The following is an 18,004-nucleotide window of genomic DNA, read 5'->3' on the forward strand; positions in this document are numbered from 1 at the left end:
CGAGTTAGGCGACACTCGAATAGGAATAAGCAAAAATCACTTATTAAAGGTCAATTGATTCTTAATATTAAACCTTTCGTTTTATTTTTGCGCCTTTAAAAATTGACTTAGAATATGAAAATTGCTGTAGTAGGAACGGGATACGTAGGATTGGTTACAGGAACTTGTTTTGCAGAAACTGGAAATCATGTTACCTGTATAGATATTGATGAGAAAAAAGTTGAGAAACTAAAGAATAAAATCATGCCTATCTATGAACCAGGCCTTGATTTACTATTTGAAAGAAACATCAAACAAGGGAGGTTAGAATTTACTACAAGCTTAGCAGAAGGAATAAAAGATGCTAAAATCATATTTCTTGCTTTGCCAACACCTCCGGGAGAAGATGGCTCAGCAGACTTGAAGTATATTTTAGGAGTAGCAGATGATTTGGGTCCACTTCTCAACGACTACACCGTTATTGTTGATAAAAGCACTGTACCTGTGGGAACTGCCGAAAAGGTAACAGCCAACATTAAAAAAGGAGCCAAGGTTGATTTTGACGTTGTCTCTAACCCTGAGTTTTTAAGGGAAGGGGTTGCACTCGACGATTTCATGAAGCCAGACCGAGTAGTAATTGGAACCTCATCAGAAAGAGCAAAAAAAATCATGGACGATTTATACGCACCACTCGTGCGACAAGGAAATCCAATCATCGTTATGGATGAAAAATCGGCTGAGCTAACCAAGTATGCAGCGAATTCTTTCCTTGCGACTAAAATCACTTTCATGAACGAAATCGCTAACATGTGCGAATTGGTTGGAGCAGATGTTGATGCGGTTAGAAAAGGCGTAGGAACCGATTCAAGAATTGGAAAAAGATTTTTGTTCGCAGGTATTGGATATGGCGGTAGTTGCTTTCCGAAAGACGTACAGGCTTTAGCGAAATCTGCAAAAGAAGTCGACTATGACTTCGAGATTCTCACAGCGGTGATGAACAAAAATGAGTCTCAAAAAATGAAATTGATCGATCGTATCAAGGCACATTATAACGGAGATCTATCCGGAAAAACTTTCGCAGTGTGGGGATTGGCATTCAAACCTTATACTGACGACATTAGAGAAGCGCCTTCTTTACTAAATATAAAAGAATTGCTGGCGGCAGGTGCCAAGATAAAAACATACGACCCTGAAGCCATGGACAATGTAAAAGAGGTCTTTGGCGATCAAATAGAATTTTGCAAAGATGAATACGACGCAGCTAAAGGAGCTGACGCATTGCTTATTATGACAGAATGGCCTGTATTCAGAACACCCGATTTTGGTAAATTAGACAACACCCTTAAATCAAAACTAATTTTCGACGGCAGAAATCTTTATAACACTGCAACAATGGCTGAGCTAGGGTACACCTATCACAGCATTGGTCGTGCCACTATCAACGGTTAAACATGAAAAACATCCTTGTAACTGGAGGACTTGGATTTATCGGCTCTCACACTTGTGTGGAGCTGATAAATTCAGGATTTACACCAATCATTATTGACAATCTCAACAACTCAGAACCTTGGATCAAGGATAGGATTGAGAAAATAGTAAATCAGGAGATCTCCTTTTATGAAGGAGATTGTCGAGACAAAGAACTGCTCAATAAAATTTTTACCAAGCATGAAATTACGGGCATTATTCATTTTGCTGCCCACAAAGCTGTTGGAGAATCAGTTAATGAGCCTCTTAAATATTATGAAAACAATCTTGGTGGCCTGACAGCCATTCTTGAGATTTCTCAAAAGTACAATTGCTCAAATTTAGTATTCTCATCTTCGTGCACCGTTTACGGCACACCTGATAGCTTACCTGTGGACGAATCCGCTCAAATAAAAAGTGCAGAATCTCCGTATGGAACCACTAAAATTATTTGCGAGAAAATCATACAAGATTTATCTAAAGCAGATGAAACTTACAAATCGATTTTACTTCGATACTTCAACCCAATTGGCGCCCATAAAACATCGCTGATAGGCGAACTACCTTTAGGAGTTCCTAGTAACCTAGTTCCATTTATTACTCAAACTGCAGCAGGTATAAGGGAAAATTTAACGGTGTTTGGCAATGATTATAATACCGCAGATGGTAGTTGCGTTAGAGATTTCATTCATGTAACGGATTTAGCTAAGGCACACATCAAAGCATTAGAATTTTTGATCAACAAGAACGAAGGTACTTGTGAAGCCGTAAATATTGGAACTGGCAATGGTAACACCGTGCTAGAATTAATTAATGCATTTGAGAAATCTACAGGGCAAAAGCTCAATTATACCATTGGAGACAGAAGAGGTGGAGATGTAGAAGCCGTATATGCAGATGCCAAGAAGTCCAAAGATTTACTCGGATGGGAAGCTGAAATCAGCCTAGAGCAATCCTTACTTGACGCCTGGAACTGGCAAAAAACACTTTAATTAGCTTATGACAAAGAAAATATTAATTACGGGTGGGGCTGGATTTATCGGATCACATGCCGTGAAGTATTTTGTTCGTCAGTACCCAGATTATCAAATTTTCAATCTCGACAAGCTCACTTATGCGGGCAACCCTAACAATTTAAAGGAGATTGATAAAGAGGAAAATTATCATTTTATCCAAGGCGATATTTGTAATAGTGATCTAGTCGACCAAATTTTCAATAAGCATCAATTTGATAGCGTCATTCATTTTGCTGCTGAGTCTCATGTTGATCGGTCGATAGAGGATCCACTGGCCTTTGTTAACACCAATATCATCGGAACTGTAAACCTGCTAAACAGTTGTCGAGCCCTTTGGAAGGGCAACTTAAAGGATAAGCTGTTTTACCATATTTCGACAGACGAAGTGTATGGCTCATTAGAAGATGGAGAATTCTTTTATGAAACGACCGCATATGACCCTCAGTCTCCTTATTCGGCTTCTAAGGCCAGTTCAGACCATTTTGTTAGAGCGTATAGCAATACTTACAACTTGCCCGTGGTTATTTCCAATTGTTCCAACAACTACGGCCCAAATCAGTTTCCTGAAAAGCTGATTCCACTTTGCATTCAGAACATTATTGACGAAAAGCCTCTTCCTGTATACGGAAAAGGCGAAAACATCAGGGACTGGTTATTTGTTCATGATCATGTCACGGCTATAGACGCTGTTTTCCATCAAGGAAAATGTGGCGAAACGTATAATATCGGAGGATTCAACGAATGGAAAAACATTGACCTTGTTAAACTTCTTTGTCAAATTATGGACAAGAAGCTTAACAGGACACCTGGAAGTTGCGAGTCTCTGATCACCTTTGTTACCGATCGCGCAGGCCACGACCATAGATACGCAATCGACTCCTCTAAAATTTCAAAGGAGCTCAAATGGCAACCATCCCTGCAATTTGAGGAAGGACTTGAAAAGACGGTGGATTGGTATTTAGTCAATCAACAATGGTTAGCCGACATCAAATCCGGCGCATACCTCAATAAGTAATTTTCTTCTTGGATTTGGAGTCAATTACTCCCTTATTTGGATTCTAATTAATCAATTGATTTCCTATGGACATTTCTTCTGAAGTTGTACTCAAGTCACTTGCCATTCATAAAATCACTGAGGATGATGGTTTGATTAGTTCTTCTCAAGCGCTAAATATCGCTGATCGTGATTTAAATCAACTTTTGGTGAAGTATTTTTTTAAATCGTTTAAAGCTGAAGAGAGGTTTAGATTCACACACGAGACATCCTTGGAGTACAATGAGGTTTACAGCTATGTAAAAGCCATATTTGAATCTCCCAACCATCTGCATGAAAAGTCGATTGAGATAGCCAAACACCTATACACACACTCCCGAAATCAGAATATAAAAGACGGCGACGTGATGGTCACCTATTTTGAAGATTGCGTGTTGGGAGATGAGGTAACAGATGCGATTGGAATTTTCAAGGTTGAAAACAAGGACACTTATATCAAAATCATGGGGCACGGCGGCGTGTTTGATATCAGTAGTGAGGAAGGAATCAGCATCAATAAGTTGGATAAAGGCCTCATCATTTTCAACACAGATCAAGAGAATGGTTATCAAACCATGATGGTAGATAAAACCAACAAATCAAGTAATGCTCAGTATTGGCAAAAGGACTTTTTGGGAGTAGAGCCATTTAATGACGAATACTTTCATACGCAAAGCATCATCAACAATATGCAGGAATTTGCTCAGGAAGCTTTCGCAGGTCAGACCAAAACGGAAAAAATTGCCTTTGTAAATGAATCTATAGATTATATCAAAGCCAATGATCAATTCGATCAATCCGATTATGAGGAAAAAGTACTTCAGGCTCCAGAACTTATCGAGCACTTCGAAAATTTTCAAGAAAAGAAACAAGTAGAGCAGCCAGAGCTGAATCTCGAGCACTTCGATATTTCAAAGCCTGCTATTAAAAATACTAAGCGATTCATCCGCTCAGTAATCAAGCTGGACAAAAATTTTCACGTCTATGTGCACGGCAATCGTCAAAACATAGAACGTGGGTTTGACGAAAACAGAAAACAGAATTTTTATACGTTGTATTTCGAAAGAGAAGAATAGAATTAGGCTGAGGGAGTCTTAAGAGAAAATCTCTTCAAGCTTCTCATTAGTAAGTGGCTTACTTACAAAGCCTACAATATCTTCGTTACTTCCAGCTCTGTCTATATCTGATTGGATAACAGAAGAGGTAACCATATAAAGGCTAATCTTACTCTTGATTTCGCTAGAAATATGTGCGTAATCTTCAAGAAAACCCCAGCCATCTTTAACAGGCATATTAACGTCCAACATAACTAAGTCAGGTGCATTGCCATTGGCGCCTTCTTGCTCCAATTTCTTGAAAAAATCGATCGCCTCCTGACCGTTATAAAAGTTCAGGATATCGCATTCGATATTCTTCATCTCGATTTGCTTCTTGATGATCAGCTGAAAAACTTCATCATCATCGATTACTGCAATTTTCTTTTTTTCGCTCATTTACTGCTATTCCTAAAATCAAGCGCTACATTTTAGCTGGTTGTAGGTGTTTTAATTTCACTCTGTTCCAAAATTAATAATAAAATTCGATCCTTCACCTATTTTACTCTCAACTCTAATCATACCACCCATAGACTCCACTTGCGCTTTTGTAATGAATAACCCCACACCGCGTGCCTCTGGGTGATTGTGAAATGTTTTCCTAAGTCCAAACATTTTATCGCCATACTTACCCATATCAATCCCAAGACCATTATCCTTCACCTCCAAGCACTTAGTTCCATTCTCGATAAAGGTTCTGACCTTAACAATTGGAGGCCGTTCAGGATCAGCATATTTCAATCCATTGGTTATCAAGTTAATTAAAATACTCTCAATATAAACCTTCGGATAAATGATAGAGTCAAAAGCAGTGAAATCACCTTCTACTTTTCCTCCGGTCTCCACCATTTCATTTTCAATACTAGCAAGAATTTTATCCAACACTCTTGACATCTTGACCTTTCGTTTTCTCTTGTCAAGTTCCCATGAAGTCTTCACTACTTCATTAAGTTCCACGATGGTTTCGTCCAGATTGGTCACTCCTTTTTTCAAGTTTTCCCAAACGAACTTTTCAGTGGCCTCATCCTTATCGCTTTCTTTGATTTGAATCAGAGACATCATATTAGTGATAGGAGCCCTAAGGTTGTGCGAAGCAATATGCGCAAACTCTTCTAACTGGTGATTTTGTCGAGTAAGGTGTTCATTCAGGCTTTGTAGGTTCTTTTCATTTTCCAATAGTTTTTTCTGAGCCAGTTTTCTATCTGTGATATCATAGATTGCAATTTGCACTGCAGGTTCTCCTTCGAAAGATATCAATGTCCCCATCGCCTCAATCCATATCACACTTCCATCCATACAAATAAACTTTTGCTCATTCTTGTGAGCCGTTTTCTTGGTATAAATGTTATTAATCCGCTGACTAGCCACATCATGAGAATCTGGATGAATGAAATCCATTGGACTTTTTCCTAAAATTTCCTTGGCTGATTTGGCTTTTGTAAGTCTTACTGCCTCTGCATTTATTTTTTTAATTATCCCTTTGGAGTGAATGATTATCCCAACTGGGGAGTGATCAAAAAGTGACTGTAATCTTTGAGCATCTTCCGAAACTTTAGACTCACTTCGGATAATAGCTCGTCTCCGATTATTGACTTCTGTCACATCTTGCAAACTGGTCAGCGACTTCAGAAAAGCACCATCCTTATCCTTGATCACTACGGATGAAAATAGCACATCCATAATCTCACCATTTTTCTTTACAAACTGAAAAGGTATGTCCTTACAATAGCCAGTTTGTACATATTGCGGAAAGACCTTTGTCAAGCCGTAAGTTTTAGATTCTGGAGTAAGAAAATCAAAGGCCATTTTGCCAACTACCTCTTCACGAGTGTAGCCAGTGGCCTCAAGAAAATAGTCTCCTACCTCAGAAATTTTCCCTTCAGCATCTACGGAGTTGAATAAGGCCGGTGTATTGTGATACATAGCCTTAAATTTTTCTTCACTATCCTCTAACTGCTTGGTTCTGCGAATCCTATCCAATTCTGTCGCAGCACGGGTAGAAAATATTTTGAGTATTTTTTCATAGTGTTGAAAGGTGTGATAATATTTTTGAAACATTACGCACATCACTCCTGCAGGCGTTTTCCTGTCGTCAGGATAAAATAGAGGTACCGCAATCAAGCCTTGAATATCTCTTTTTTGAAAGAGTTCGAAATTGGAAAAAACCAATTGACAATCTGCTGGAACACTAATGATATCTTCATGATGAAGGTTTTCAAATGGAGACCCTTCAATTCCACAAGATTCCTGCTCTAATATTTTATTATAAGTTGAAAAGGATACGGTTCTCAACTCATTTTTATGGAACAAAGCTATAAATGAAAAATCTCCATTAAACGCCTTGCAAAGCTGCTGGGTAAGGTGGTCCAAAAAAGCACGTCCTGTGGAAGCTGCCGTTCCCTGATAGATATTCTGAATTAGGTTGTAATATTGAATAAGGTCAGCTTCCTGCTTCTTTCTATGAGTTATTTCTTTTACAATAGCAATTACCTCCGAATCTGAAGCAGGTTCTATGTCAACCTCGAAATATTTTTCTGACCCCTTGGCATCAGGAACTGAAAAAAAAGTAGTTTCTGCTTTTTGATTTTCTAAACAGAATCGAACTACATCTACCCCATTGGGCAAGTAGTCAAACTGATTAATGTTTCTACCTACCAGCTTCCCAGAAATAGGTAATGCATCAAAATCCTGATGGACATGGCATTCCAATATCAGCCCTGATTTATCAATTCTGAAAATAGGATTCTTAACTATACTTAGCAAACTCTGCTGGATATCTATCTCACTCATTGGCTTTTGCTCATTGACCAGTTTGTTGGTCCTTGTTAGGTTTCACAATTAAGAACAGCGCTAGTTATTGAATTTTGTAAGTAAGACCTTTTCTAATAGCTCGAAAATATAAGGAATAAATCGCAATTCGAGAGGGTTTAAAGATAAGATTCATACGATATTTCCATTTTTCAATTCAAATTTTTCCAATCTTATAATTTTCTTCTTCACCCTATCGGATTTCTTTGTTTACATCGTGCCTTCTCGTATTTTTGCGCCTCATAGAAATTCATAAATCATGCAGAGAGATCAACAAGTATTTGACTTAATCGAAAAAGAAAGACAGCGCCAAGAAAACGGCCTTGAACTAATTGCTTCGGAAAACTTTGTTTCCGCTCAAGTGATGGAAGCTGCCGGAAGTGTATTGACCAATAAATATGCAGAAGGGCTGCCTGCCAAAAGGTATTATGGTGGTTGTGAAGTAGTTGATCAAACTGAAAATATTGCTATTGATAGAGCCAAAGAATTGTTTGGTGCTACCTGGGCTAACGTACAGCCTCATTCCGGAGCACAAGCCAATGCTGCAGTGATGCTGGCTTGCTTGAAAGCTGGAGACAAAATATTAGGATTTGACCTTTCGCATGGAGGTCACCTTACACACGGATCTCCGGTAAACTTTTCAGGAAAATTATATGAGCCACATTTCTATGGTGTGGATAAAGAAACTGGCCGAATTGATTATGATCAATTGGAAGAAGTTGCGAAAAAAGAGAAACCAAAAATGATCGTTTGTGGCGCATCCGCCTACAGTAGAGACTGGGATTACGCCAAATTCAGGGAAGTAGCCGATGAAGTCGGAGCTATTTTATTGGCCGATGTATCTCATCCGGCTGGTTTAATTGCCAGGGGTCTACTCAACGATCCGTTGGAGTACTGCCACATCATCACCACTACTACACATAAGACATTAAGAGGTCCTAGAGGTGGTATGATCTTAATGAGAGAAGACTTTGAAAACCCATTTGGCTTGAAAAACCCAAAAGGTGAACTTAGAAAAATGACTGCATTGTTGGACTCTGGGGTTTTCCCAGGCACACAAGGCGGGCCATTGGAGCATATCATTGCAGCGAAGGCAGTTGCTTTTGGTGAAGCGCTTTCTGATGACTACATGAACTACATTGTTCAGGTTCAGAAAAACGGTCGCGCGCTAGCAGACGCTTTCATAAGCAAAGGTTATCACGTGATCTCAGGCGGAACGGACAACCACTGCGCTTTGATCGATTTAAGATCTAAAGACTTAACAGGAAAGTTAGCCGAAAATGCACTGGTCAAAGCTGACATTACTGTGAACAAAAACATGGTACCATACGATGATAAGTCGCCGTTTGTAACTTCAGGAATTAGAGTTGGGTCTGCCGCAGTGACTACAAGAGGTATGAAGGAAACAGATATGACAAAAATTGTTGATTTGATCGATACGGTTTTGATGAACCCTGAAAGCGATGAGAACTTAGCAGCCGTAAGAGGACAAGTCAATAACTGGATGGCGGACTTTCCGTTATACAAGCATTTAGATTCTCTAGTATAAGTACATGCAACAACTGCCCGCGGATCAGCAACACCTTGCAGATGAAACAGAGATGTCCTTTTTGGATCATCTCGAGGAATTAAGATGGCACATAATTCGTGCTTTCATAGCAATATGTGTATTCACTATTGCAGCCTTCGTCTCAAAAGAATTTGTATTTGGAACGCTGATCCTTGGGCCTTCAAGAGTCGACTTCTGGACTTATCAGCAGCTCTGCCATATCGGCGACCTAATTCAAATTGAGGCACTTTGTATTGACAAGCTACCCTTTATCATCCAAAGCAGGCAGATGACTGGTCAGTTTACGATGCATATTACCTCTTCTTTTGCGGTGGGTATCATTGCAGCATTTCCGTATGCCTTTTGGGAAATTTGGAGATTCATCAGCCCCGGTCTTTACATTAAGGAAAGAAAACTAACGCGAGGAGCTGTCTTCTATGTGAGCTTATTATTTACCATTGGCGTACTTTTTGGGTATTTGATCCTAACTCCCCTTTCGGTAAATTTTTTAGCTAACTACCAGTTGGACCCGTCCATTTTGAATGAATTTGACATTGTATCCTATGTCTCTACCGTAACTACTTTGGTATTAGCATGTGGACTGTTGTTTCAATTACCCATGGTGGTTTACTTTCTGACCAAGGCTGGTTTGTTAACTCCAGACATCATGAAGAGCTATAGAAAGCACGGTATTGTTGTGATATTTTTGTTAGGAGCCATGCTCACACCACCTGACCCATTTAGCCAGATTCTGATCGCGATACCTTTGATTGGCCTGTACCAGTTTAGTATCATGATTTCAAATAAGACTTTCAAAAATATTTCAAGAGATTTAGATTAATTTTATAATCAAAACCCAAAACCATGAAAATTGCCATAGGAGGAGATCACGCCGGATTTGAATACAAGAAAGAAATCATTGATATGCTGGAAACCGCAGGTCATACCACGCAAAATTTTGGTACTGACACCGGTGATTCAGTAGATTATCCTGACCATGTTCACCCTTTGGCCACTTCCGTGGAAACTTCTGAAAATGACCTGGGCATCTTGATCTGTGGCAGTGGTAACGGTGTAGCCATGACTGCCAACAAGCACCAAGGCATTCGTGCGGCTCTTTGCTGGCAAAAAGATTTGGCAGAACTTGCCCGCCAACACAACAATGCCAACGTAATTGCCATTCCAGCTAGATTTGTGTCACTTGATGTGGCCAAAGATATGGTTTCGGCTTTTATCTCAACCGACTTCGAAGGAGGCAGACATCAAAATAGAGTAAGCAAAATTTCTTGCTAAGGAACTGCTAATCTTTCAATAAATAAATTTCAGGATAGCCCTCGTGATGAATGTATTGCGAGGCGATCGTGGGCATAATGCGCAGTAATTCAGGCATGGTTTGTTCCTGATCGATGATCACCTCTGGCAGGTCCTCATTAAAATTCACAAATACCTCTGCACTGTTGTCATAATAATTAAGTGCTTTCAACTGAATCTGACTAAGTCTCCAATTGAGGTATGGGGTAGCCAAAGAAGCATTTTTGTAGTGCCGTAAGTCGCTTCCCAATACAAGTACTTTCTTGCCAGCCACAAGTTTACCGTACTCACTTTCATTAATCATCATTGGCTCATAGCTCACAAACCGGTCTACATGAAACCATTTGTTGGAAAAAGCCAGATGGTTATACAAAACCAGGATTATAATGATGCCGACGCTCAGCTCAGCAATAATCCAATTCTTTATAAGCAGTAAATAGTGCGCTACAAAAAAAGCCACCGAAGGCACGAAGAATATAAGTTGGTATGTAGATACTTCTCTAGCCATCATTAACGCAAAAAAGCCGGACAGAAAAAACATCAACATCACTTGCTGTATTTTTTCCTGGAAGTTGATGTATTTACCCAGCTTTCGAACCTTATAAATAGAAGTGAAAAATATCAACAGCGGCACAGCGGTGATAATGGTCAACTCAGTCCAGTTTAGATATTTGATGGTATCTATGACCCACAAGGAGTTCACTACATGGTGCTGGAAAATCAAATAATCATCGAACCAATAGAAATACAAGCTAGCTAACCCAGCTACCATGGCAAAACCATAAACCAGCAACATCATTCGTCGAAGAATGGAACCTGTATAAAGTACCAGCGAAAGAATGGTGACAACAAAAAACCAAAAAGCAGGCAAGTAGAATAACGTAGCAATTCCCAAGAATACTCCTGTGAAAATGAATAGCTCATCTTTGGTCTGATTATCCATTCTCTTAAAGAGATTATTCATCGCCAGCAAGACAAAAGTCATACTAAGCAAAACCGGCGATAGCGTCAGAAAATCAAAAAAGGAATTCATGAATACCATGTACAGAAGCGCCGGCACATAGGTACTTCCGTTGTACGCTTTGTTTCTGAGCATGACATTATTGAAAATGCCGGCCTGCGCCACTACCAGCAAAACAGAAAAAATCAAATAAGGTACACGTGTCTTGCCAAAGAGAATAAAGAACCACTTGTAAACAAACACTGCAAGAGGAGCTGTGTAATCCCAAACATCCTGATACATAATATAATCACCGGAACCCAAACGTTCACCTATCAACAACCACTTCAACTCAGGCAAGATCATCGGAACTCCTGAAATAAACATAGGTACCCGGATAACCAATAAAAGCAAAAAAACACCAACTAGACGGTAAGGATCGTTGGTTTTAAAGAATGTGAGCAAGACTTACTTCGTTTGATTTGATAATATGCTTAAGCCACAAAAATAGATTTTATCCATGTCTGCTTAGTGCATTACAGACAACTTATTATTTTTTATGAAACTGAACGCCGACGAAAATAAGGTTTTAATAAAATATAATATAAATTAATCGGGATATTTGCAGTGAGATATGAGTAGCACGAGACAACTGAAGTACGCAGGGTTAATCAAAAAAGACCTGAGCGAATTATTCCAAAGAGATTCCAGACATTGGTTTGGTAATGCATTCGTTACGATTACGGATGTAGAAGTCAGCCCTGACCTGAGCTTTGCAAGAGTTTTTTTGAGCCTCATGATGGTAGAAGACGAACCAGCATTTCTTGAATTAGTAAAATCCAAAAAGAGTGAAATCAGAAAAGCACTCGGGCTAAAAATTGGCAAACAGGTGCGCGTAGTTCCTGACCTTAATTTCTATCTGGATGACACCCAGGAAAACGCTCAGAAAATCGAAGACTTATTGTCGGGTCTTCATATCCCTCCTGCATCGGAAGAAGACGAAAGTGAAGATTAACATTTGAACCTCCCATTTTTTATATCGAAGCGTTATTTCTTCTCTAAGAAGAAGAAAAATTTCATCAACATCATAGCCATTATATCTATGCTCGTGGTGTCGATCGGCACGGCCGCTTTGATCATTGTACTCTCAGTATTCAACGGCATGGAAGGGCTTTTACGATCAATCTATGGCACCTTTGATGCACCGCTGCAGGTATTACCGAGTGAAGGCAAGTCATTTCAGTTTACTGAAGACTTAAAAACTAAAATTGAAAGCATAGATGGTATTCTAGACATTGCGGAAGTCATCGAAGACAACGCCTTGATTCGTTACAATGATGCTCAAATGATCGTCAAGATTAAGGGCATGAGTGACAATTTCGTCGAACAGGGACGAATGAAGGATGCTATTCGGCAAGGAGAACTAAAGTTTGAAGACAACAACACCTCTTATGCAATCATCGGCAGAGGTATACAATTCAACCTGGGCGTCTCGCTTCGGAATGATTTTTTGGCCTTACAGTTTTTCTACCCCAAAAATGTAAAACCAGGTACAATAGACCCTTACAAATATTATAACCGTGCGAATATTATGCCCGGTGCTGTTTTCGCATTGGAGCAACAATATGATGACAACTATGTGTTCGTGCCTATAAATTTTACTGAAAGGTTATTCGACTATAAAGGTAAGCGAACCTCGTTGGAGCTGATGGTAGATCCAGAAATGGATTTGTTACGAATTCAATCTAAACTATCTAAGGCCTTAGGTGATTCGTATACGGTGCTCAATAGCGACCAGCAGCATGCCGACTTATACAAGGTACTGAAGATTGAGAAACTTTTTGTGTTCATCATTTTCTCGATGATTGTAGGCATTGCTTCTATCAACATCTTCTTTTCTCTTTCCATGTTGGTCATTGAAAAAAAGCCAGATATCAGTAGCCTGTTTGCCATGGGAGCTTCAAAAAAACTAATCCGCAAAATATTCTTAACAGAAGGAGCAATTATTGCCTTTATTGGCGCTGGGAGCGGACTCATTCTCGGATTCACTATTTCTTGGTTGCAACAGACCTATGGCATTATCTCGATGGGAGTGGCCTCATCAGTAACACAAGCCTACCCTATTGAAATCATTGCCACTGACTTTCTGTTTACTGCCTTTACTATTATCTTTATCACGTTTGTGGCGTCAGTTCAGCCAGCCATCATGGCCTCTCGTCAGGGGATTCAACACAAATAGATGTTTGAGATATTATAGGTAAAAAAATCTCCCTATTTTGCGAGCTGAATTTCCATGAATAAGTTTATTCAACATATCAATCAGTTCACTGAAAAAACAGGACGACTAGTCTCATGGCTCAGCCTCTTACTGGTCATATTGATAGGTCTGGATGTAGTCTTAAGATATGCTTTCAGCTGGAGCAGCTCAGCCAACCAGGAACTCGAATGGCATCTCTTTGCTACTTTGTTTTTGCTTGGATCGGCCTATGCACTTAAGCATAACAAGCACGTTCGTGTTGACGTTTTCTATTCTAGGTTTAGTGAAAACAAAAAGGCATGGGTCAATTTGATTGGCACACTCATTTTCCTTATTCCATTCTGTTTAGTCGTCATTCAAACTTCAATTCCATTTGCTCTAGATGCCTGGAAAATTGCTGAATCCAGTCCCGAGCCAGGCGGTTTACCTCATCGATTTGTTATCAAATCGACCATACCACTTGGAGCAACTTTACTGTTGGTTCAAGCCATTTCAGAAGGGCTTAATTCTTTATCTCATCTACTCAATTCAACAAATAGATGATTTCAGAATATTTACCTCTTTTACTCTTCACCCTGGTCTTTGTTCTGATCCTTTTCGGATATCCAGTGGCATTTACGCTCGGCGGACTTTCAATCTTGGCAGGTGTGCTGATTTATGATATCGACTTTTTCTACCTGCTTTCTCTGCGGATTTATGGCACCATGCACAACTTCGTACTGATCGCTGTTCCGCTCTTTGTATTTATGGGCATAATGCTTGAAAAATCCGGATTAGCTGAAAGTCTACTCAATACCATGGCCAGTCTATTTGGCAAAATGAAAGGTGGACTGGCTGTCTCAGTGGTGATTGTTGGAGGTATGCTAGCAGCATCCACGGGTATCGTAGGAGCTACGGTCATCACCATGGGCATGATCAGCTTGCCTACCATGCTCAAACGAGGTTATTCCCCAACTTTAGCCACGGGCACCATCGCCTCGTCTGGTACTTTGGGGCAAATCATTCCTCCTTCTGTTGTACTAGTCCTTTTGGGCACTGTACTGAATGTTTCAGTAGGAGACCTCTTCACGGCTGCCATCGTACCAGGTGTGGTCCTTGTAGGGCTTTATATCATTTATATCATAGCAGTTTCTTATATCAAGCCAGAATCAGCCCCAAGCATCAGTGCAGAGGAGCGTCAAAACTTTTGGTCAGATGGAGCCTGGAAAAGAATAGTGGTTGCCTTTGTGCTTCCATTTATGCTCATTCTTTTGGTACTAGGGTCCATTTTCGCTGGAATAGCCTCTCCTACTGAAGCAGCAGCTGTTGGTGCGATCGGTGCCATTGTCCTAACAGCTATTCAAAAAAAACTCAATATCTCAATTCTGAAAGAAGTGATGCGAGACACAACATTTCTTACTTGTATGGTATTTATGATTTTAGTAGGAGCCACCTCATTTTCTTTAGTGTTTCGTGCAATGGGCGGAGATCGTCTACTTTCCGACCTTATCACGCAAGGAGGGCTCTCTCCTCATTTGTTTCTAGCCGTAGTGCTATTAGTAGTTTTTGTGGCGGGTTTCTTTATCGATTTCATTGAAATCATTTTCATTATCGTGCCTGTTGCCGCACCTATCTTTGCTGCCATGGGTGTGGATTTAATTTGGATCGGCATATTGATTGCACTCAATCTGCAGACCAGTTTCCTTACACCACCTTTTGGATTTTCCCTATTCTACCTCAAAGGTGTAGCGCCACCAGAGATTAAAACCAGTCATCTATATAGGGGAATTATTCCTTTTGTAGCAATCCAAATATTACTACTTGTAGCAGTTATTCTTTTTCCAGAGATGGTAAGTTGGTTGCCAGAGTTGTTGAAAGATTAGTTAGGCATTCACTATCTCAACCGGCGCTGGGTTGACATCAGTCCTGGCCGCTTTGTACATCACATAAAAACACCCAATCATGACTACATGACTAATGTCGTTGAAGTTGAACCATTCATTGATGGAAATCTTCAACAGGTGAATAATGGCTGGTATCAAATTAGTAAGTACTCCTATAATAACTAATGCAGATCTTTTGTCCTTATATCTCGCATAGTGAGCCAACGACACAGGAATAACCACCCCTATCAAACCAACAATAGAATCAATTAACACACTAGAAAAATGTTGAAAGATTAGCACTGACGCCGACATAACCATCAGCTGTGTATAGCAGAAAATTCTAACGAAGGATTTGATTTTAGGATTCTCTATCAAAGGCAGTACGGCTAGCTGTGCACAAAAAATAGAAATGCCACTTAGGAGCCAAGCCGCATGATGAAATTTATGACCCACATAGTGGATAAATCCATGAGCTGTCCCACCAGTTATAGAAGCTATGCCCATAAATAAGAAAAATAGTGCCCAAAACTTCTGTGAGAGGTCTGCACGATCGTCATAAAACAGCCTATGGCCAAAAACAAAACAGGCAAAAGCTACCATCCAATTGGTAATCCATGTCATGGGCTCAGTTACCTGTAGACCGAGCAGTTCTATAGTAGGGACTTCTTGCATCTCGCAATGATAACAAAGCCGGAAAGACTTCAGGCTTCATTCCCATGAACTTTCTCAAAGTTTATAACTTTAGGCTAGTATCTACCTATTTTTACGACTATGTGGCAAGAAGAAAACGACACCCTAACAAGAACTTTTAAGTTCAAGAATTTTACTGAGGCCTTTGGCTTTATGACCAAAGTGGCAATTGAAGCAGAAAAAATGAATCATCATCCCAACTGGTCTAATGTTTACAATCAAGTAACTATCACACTATCGACCCATGATGCAGGAAATATTGTGACTGAAAAAGATCGAAAACTAGCGCAAACTATAGACTCCTTGCTCAACTAATGGAATTTAACGCTTCTCTATATCTTGTCCCCACACCCATCGGAAATTTGGCAGACATCACTTTACGCGCTTTAGAGGTATTAAAAACTGTGGACATCATTCTAGCCGAAGATACTCGAACCACAGGCACATTACTCAAGCACTACGACATTAAAAGCCAACTCAAAAGCTATCACATCCATAATGAACACAAACTGATCGACAAGCTAGTCGAGGAGCTGAAGACAGGAAAAACTATGGCTCTGGTCTCAGATGCGGGTACTCCTGCTATCAGTGACCCAGGCTTTCTATTAGTACGTGAGTGCCTAAAAGCTGATGTCAAATTGGAATGCCTACCTGGAGCTACCGCATTTGTTCCTGCATTGGTTGCCTCTGGCTTGCCAAGTGACCGATTCGTATTCGAAGGTTTTTTGCCACAAAAAAAGGGAAGACACACTCGCCTGCAAGCTTTGGTTGAAGAAACGAGGACGATGATCTTTTACGAGTCACCTCACCGTCTGGTAAAAGCACTCAAGCAATTTGGTGAGACCCTCGGTTTTGAACGACAGGCCTCAGTGTCTAGAGAATTGACTAAATTATATGAAGAAACCGTGAATGGTACTATTCAGGAAATCATCGACCACTTTGGAGAACAAAAAATAAAAGGAGAAATAGTAGTGATAATTGCAGGAAAATGAATCTGAAAAACATTACCAAACAAGTCGTAGACCTATCCCTAGAATGTGGAGCATTTATAAAAAAAGAAGCGGAAAGTTTTGACTACGAAGACGTAGAGCTCAAAGGCAAAAACGACTTGGTCTCTTATGTAGATAAGGAAGCCGAGAAAAAAATGGTAGCGCAGCTCAAACAGATTCTGCCTGAAGCCGGGTTCATCACAGAGGAGGGTACCGAAAAGGAATCAGAAACTGAATATAAGTGGATTATCGACCCATTGGACGGTACCACAAATTTTATCCATGGGCTACCAATTTATTCTACTAGTATCGCCTTATCCAAAGGAAAAGAAATTGTATCGGGCGTGGTATATGACATTGGCCGAGACGACTGCTTCCATGCTTACAAAAATGGAGGTGCCTCGTGTAATGATAAATCAATACAGGTCTCTAAACTACCGACGCTCGGAGACAGTTTGCTTGCCACAGGATTTCCCTACTACGACTTTGATAGAATGCCGGAATACCAATCTATCTTAAATGAACTAATGCAAAATGCACACGGATTGAGAAGGCTAGGCAGTGCGGCCATTGATTTGGTATACGTGGGACTTGGTCGATACGAAGGCTATTTTGAGTACAATCTAAACCCATGGGATATAGCAGCAGGGGCTTTGATTGTAGAAGAAGCAGGGGGTAAGGTAACTGATTTTTCTGGTGGTGACAATTACCTCTTCGGTCGAGAAATTCTGGCTGCTAATACGATACATGCAGAAATGCTAGCGATTATCAAAAAGCACTGGTAATTTTGCCATCAAATGGTACAGGAATTATTGATTTGGATGCTTTTCGGCCTGGCAACTTTTTTTGTTGTTAGAAAAATTTACCAGGAGTTTACCGCAAAAGTCGGTTGTGCAAAAGGCTGCGGAGCCTGTGAGATTTCCAAGTCAGAAACTATTCAAATGAACTCATCAATTAAGTCTATCAAATGATTTTGGCAACAGCCAAATAGCACTTAATTTTGCCC

General features: G+C 40.1%; 18 protein-coding genes. 14 read left to right on the forward strand and 4 right to left on the reverse strand.

The window, feature by feature from the left end:
• Positions 1-114 precede the first annotated feature (114 nt).
• The 4 genes from ACO6S2_RS20150 to ACO6S2_RS20165 all read left to right on the forward strand — a co-directional run bounded on the left by ACO6S2_RS20150 (position 115) and on the right by ACO6S2_RS20165 (position 4,571).
• Positions 115-1,428, forward strand: a complete 1,314-nt coding sequence (locus tag ACO6S2_RS20150) for a UDP-glucose dehydrogenase family protein (protein ID WP_422360361.1) — start codon at positions 115-117, stop codon at positions 1,426-1,428.
• Positions 1,429-1,430: 2 nt separating this feature from the next.
• Entirely contained in the window at positions 1,431-2,438 is a 1,008-nt protein-coding gene (galE, locus tag ACO6S2_RS20155; RefSeq protein ID WP_422360362.1) for a UDP-glucose 4-epimerase GalE, read from the forward strand.
• 7 nt (positions 2,439-2,445) lie between these two features.
• Positions 2,446-3,477 (forward strand): dTDP-glucose 4,6-dehydratase, encoded by a 1,032-nt coding sequence (rfbB, locus tag ACO6S2_RS20160; RefSeq protein ID WP_422360363.1) that lies wholly within the window; start codon positions 2,446-2,448, stop codon positions 3,475-3,477.
• A 65-nt stretch (positions 3,478-3,542) separates the two neighbouring features.
• Positions 3,543-4,571 (forward strand): nucleoid-associated protein, encoded by a 1,029-nt coding sequence (locus tag ACO6S2_RS20165; RefSeq protein WP_422360364.1) that lies wholly within the window; start codon positions 3,543-3,545, stop codon positions 4,569-4,571.
• A gap of 18 nt (positions 4,572-4,589) precedes the next feature.
• On the opposite strand, the gene ACO6S2_RS20170 is transcribed toward ACO6S2_RS20165, so the two are convergent.
• Together ACO6S2_RS20170 and ACO6S2_RS20175 are read right to left on the reverse strand one after the other, a co-directional pair.
• The gene (locus tag ACO6S2_RS20170) at positions 4,590-4,988 is read right to left on the reverse strand and encodes a response regulator (protein WP_422360365.1); all 399 of its coding nucleotides are present in this window, start codon (positions 4,986-4,988) and stop codon (positions 4,590-4,592) included.
• Positions 4,989-5,045: 57 nt separating this feature from the next.
• The gene (locus ACO6S2_RS20175) at positions 5,046-7,379 is read right to left on the reverse strand and encodes a PAS domain S-box protein (RefSeq protein ID WP_422360366.1); all 2,334 of its coding nucleotides are present in this window, start codon (positions 7,377-7,379) and stop codon (positions 5,046-5,048) included.
• Positions 7,380-7,656: 277 nt separating this feature from the next.
• Here ACO6S2_RS20175 and glyA point away from each other — a divergent pair, with 277 nt between their 5' ends.
• The 3 genes from glyA to rpiB are packed head-to-tail and all read left to right on the forward strand — an operon-like array spanning position 7,657 to position 10,239.
• Positions 7,657-8,946, forward strand: a complete 1,290-nt coding sequence (gene glyA / locus ACO6S2_RS20180) for a serine hydroxymethyltransferase (protein ID WP_422360367.1) — start codon at positions 7,657-7,659, stop codon at positions 8,944-8,946.
• A gap of 13 nt (positions 8,947-8,959) precedes the next feature.
• Positions 8,960-9,787: a twin-arginine translocase subunit TatC gene (gene tatC / locus ACO6S2_RS20185; RefSeq protein ID WP_422362458.1), complete on the forward strand. Its 828-nt coding sequence runs from the start codon at positions 8,960-8,962 to the stop codon at positions 9,785-9,787.
• A gap of 23 nt (positions 9,788-9,810) precedes the next feature.
• A complete protein-coding gene (gene rpiB, locus ACO6S2_RS20190) occupies positions 9,811-10,239 on the forward strand; it encodes a ribose 5-phosphate isomerase B (protein WP_422360368.1) in 429 nt (142 codons plus the stop codon).
• A gap of 7 nt (positions 10,240-10,246) precedes the next feature.
• Here rpiB and ACO6S2_RS20195 read toward each other — a convergent pair whose 3' ends face one another.
• Positions 10,247-11,662, reverse strand: a complete 1,416-nt coding sequence (locus tag ACO6S2_RS20195; protein ID WP_422360369.1) for a hypothetical protein — start codon at positions 11,660-11,662, stop codon at positions 10,247-10,249.
• Positions 11,663-11,831: 169 nt separating this feature from the next.
• Here ACO6S2_RS20195 and ACO6S2_RS20200 point away from each other — a divergent pair, with 169 nt between their 5' ends.
• From ACO6S2_RS20200 to ACO6S2_RS20215, 4 genes are read left to right on the forward strand one after another with little or no spacing between them, the layout of a single operon-like run.
• A complete protein-coding gene (locus ACO6S2_RS20200) occupies positions 11,832-12,212 on the forward strand; it encodes a ribosome-binding factor A (protein ID WP_422360370.1) in 381 nt (126 codons plus the stop codon).
• 3 nt (positions 12,213-12,215) lie between these two features.
• Positions 12,216-13,436 (forward strand): FtsX-like permease family protein, encoded by a 1,221-nt coding sequence (locus ACO6S2_RS20205; RefSeq protein ID WP_422360371.1) that lies wholly within the window; start codon positions 12,216-12,218, stop codon positions 13,434-13,436.
• Positions 13,437-13,490: 54 nt separating this feature from the next.
• The gene (locus ACO6S2_RS20210; protein WP_422360372.1) at positions 13,491-13,997 is read left to right on the forward strand and encodes a TRAP transporter small permease subunit; all 507 of its coding nucleotides are present in this window, start codon (positions 13,491-13,493) and stop codon (positions 13,995-13,997) included.
• The gene (locus ACO6S2_RS20215) at positions 13,994-15,316 is read left to right on the forward strand and encodes a TRAP transporter large permease (protein ID WP_422360373.1); all 1,323 of its coding nucleotides are present in this window, start codon (positions 13,994-13,996) and stop codon (positions 15,314-15,316) included. The genes ACO6S2_RS20210 and ACO6S2_RS20215 overlap by 4 nt, the downstream gene beginning before the upstream one ends.
• Here the strand turns inward: ACO6S2_RS20215 and ACO6S2_RS20220 are convergent, their stop codons facing one another.
• On the reverse strand, positions 15,317-15,991 hold the full coding sequence (locus tag ACO6S2_RS20220) for a DUF6962 family protein (RefSeq protein WP_422360374.1): 675 nt from the start codon (positions 15,989-15,991) through the stop codon (positions 15,317-15,319).
• Positions 15,992-16,090: 99 nt separating this feature from the next.
• Here ACO6S2_RS20220 and ACO6S2_RS20225 point away from each other — a divergent pair, with 99 nt between their 5' ends.
• From ACO6S2_RS20225 to ACO6S2_RS20235, 3 genes are read left to right on the forward strand one after another with little or no spacing between them, the layout of a single operon-like run.
• Positions 16,091-16,324, forward strand: coding sequence for a 4a-hydroxytetrahydrobiopterin dehydratase (locus ACO6S2_RS20225; protein WP_422360375.1), 234 nt, complete (start codon positions 16,091-16,093; stop codon positions 16,322-16,324).
• Positions 16,324-17,001 carry a 16S rRNA (cytidine(1402)-2'-O)-methyltransferase gene (rsmI, locus tag ACO6S2_RS20230; RefSeq protein WP_422360376.1) on the forward strand — a complete coding sequence of 226 codons (678 nt, stop codon included), beginning with the start codon at positions 16,324-16,326 and terminating at the stop codon, positions 16,999-17,001. The genes ACO6S2_RS20225 and rsmI overlap by 1 nt, the downstream gene beginning before the upstream one ends.
• Positions 16,998-17,783 carry an inositol monophosphatase family protein gene (locus tag ACO6S2_RS20235; RefSeq protein WP_422360377.1) on the forward strand — a complete coding sequence of 262 codons (786 nt, stop codon included), beginning with the start codon at positions 16,998-17,000 and terminating at the stop codon, positions 17,781-17,783. The genes rsmI and ACO6S2_RS20235 overlap by 4 nt, the downstream gene beginning before the upstream one ends.
• Positions 17,784-18,004: the final 221 nt, after the last annotated feature.

The organism is Reichenbachiella sp., assembly GCF_965233835.1.
Taxonomy (GTDB): domain Bacteria; phylum Bacteroidota; class Bacteroidia; order Cytophagales; family Cyclobacteriaceae; genus Reichenbachiella.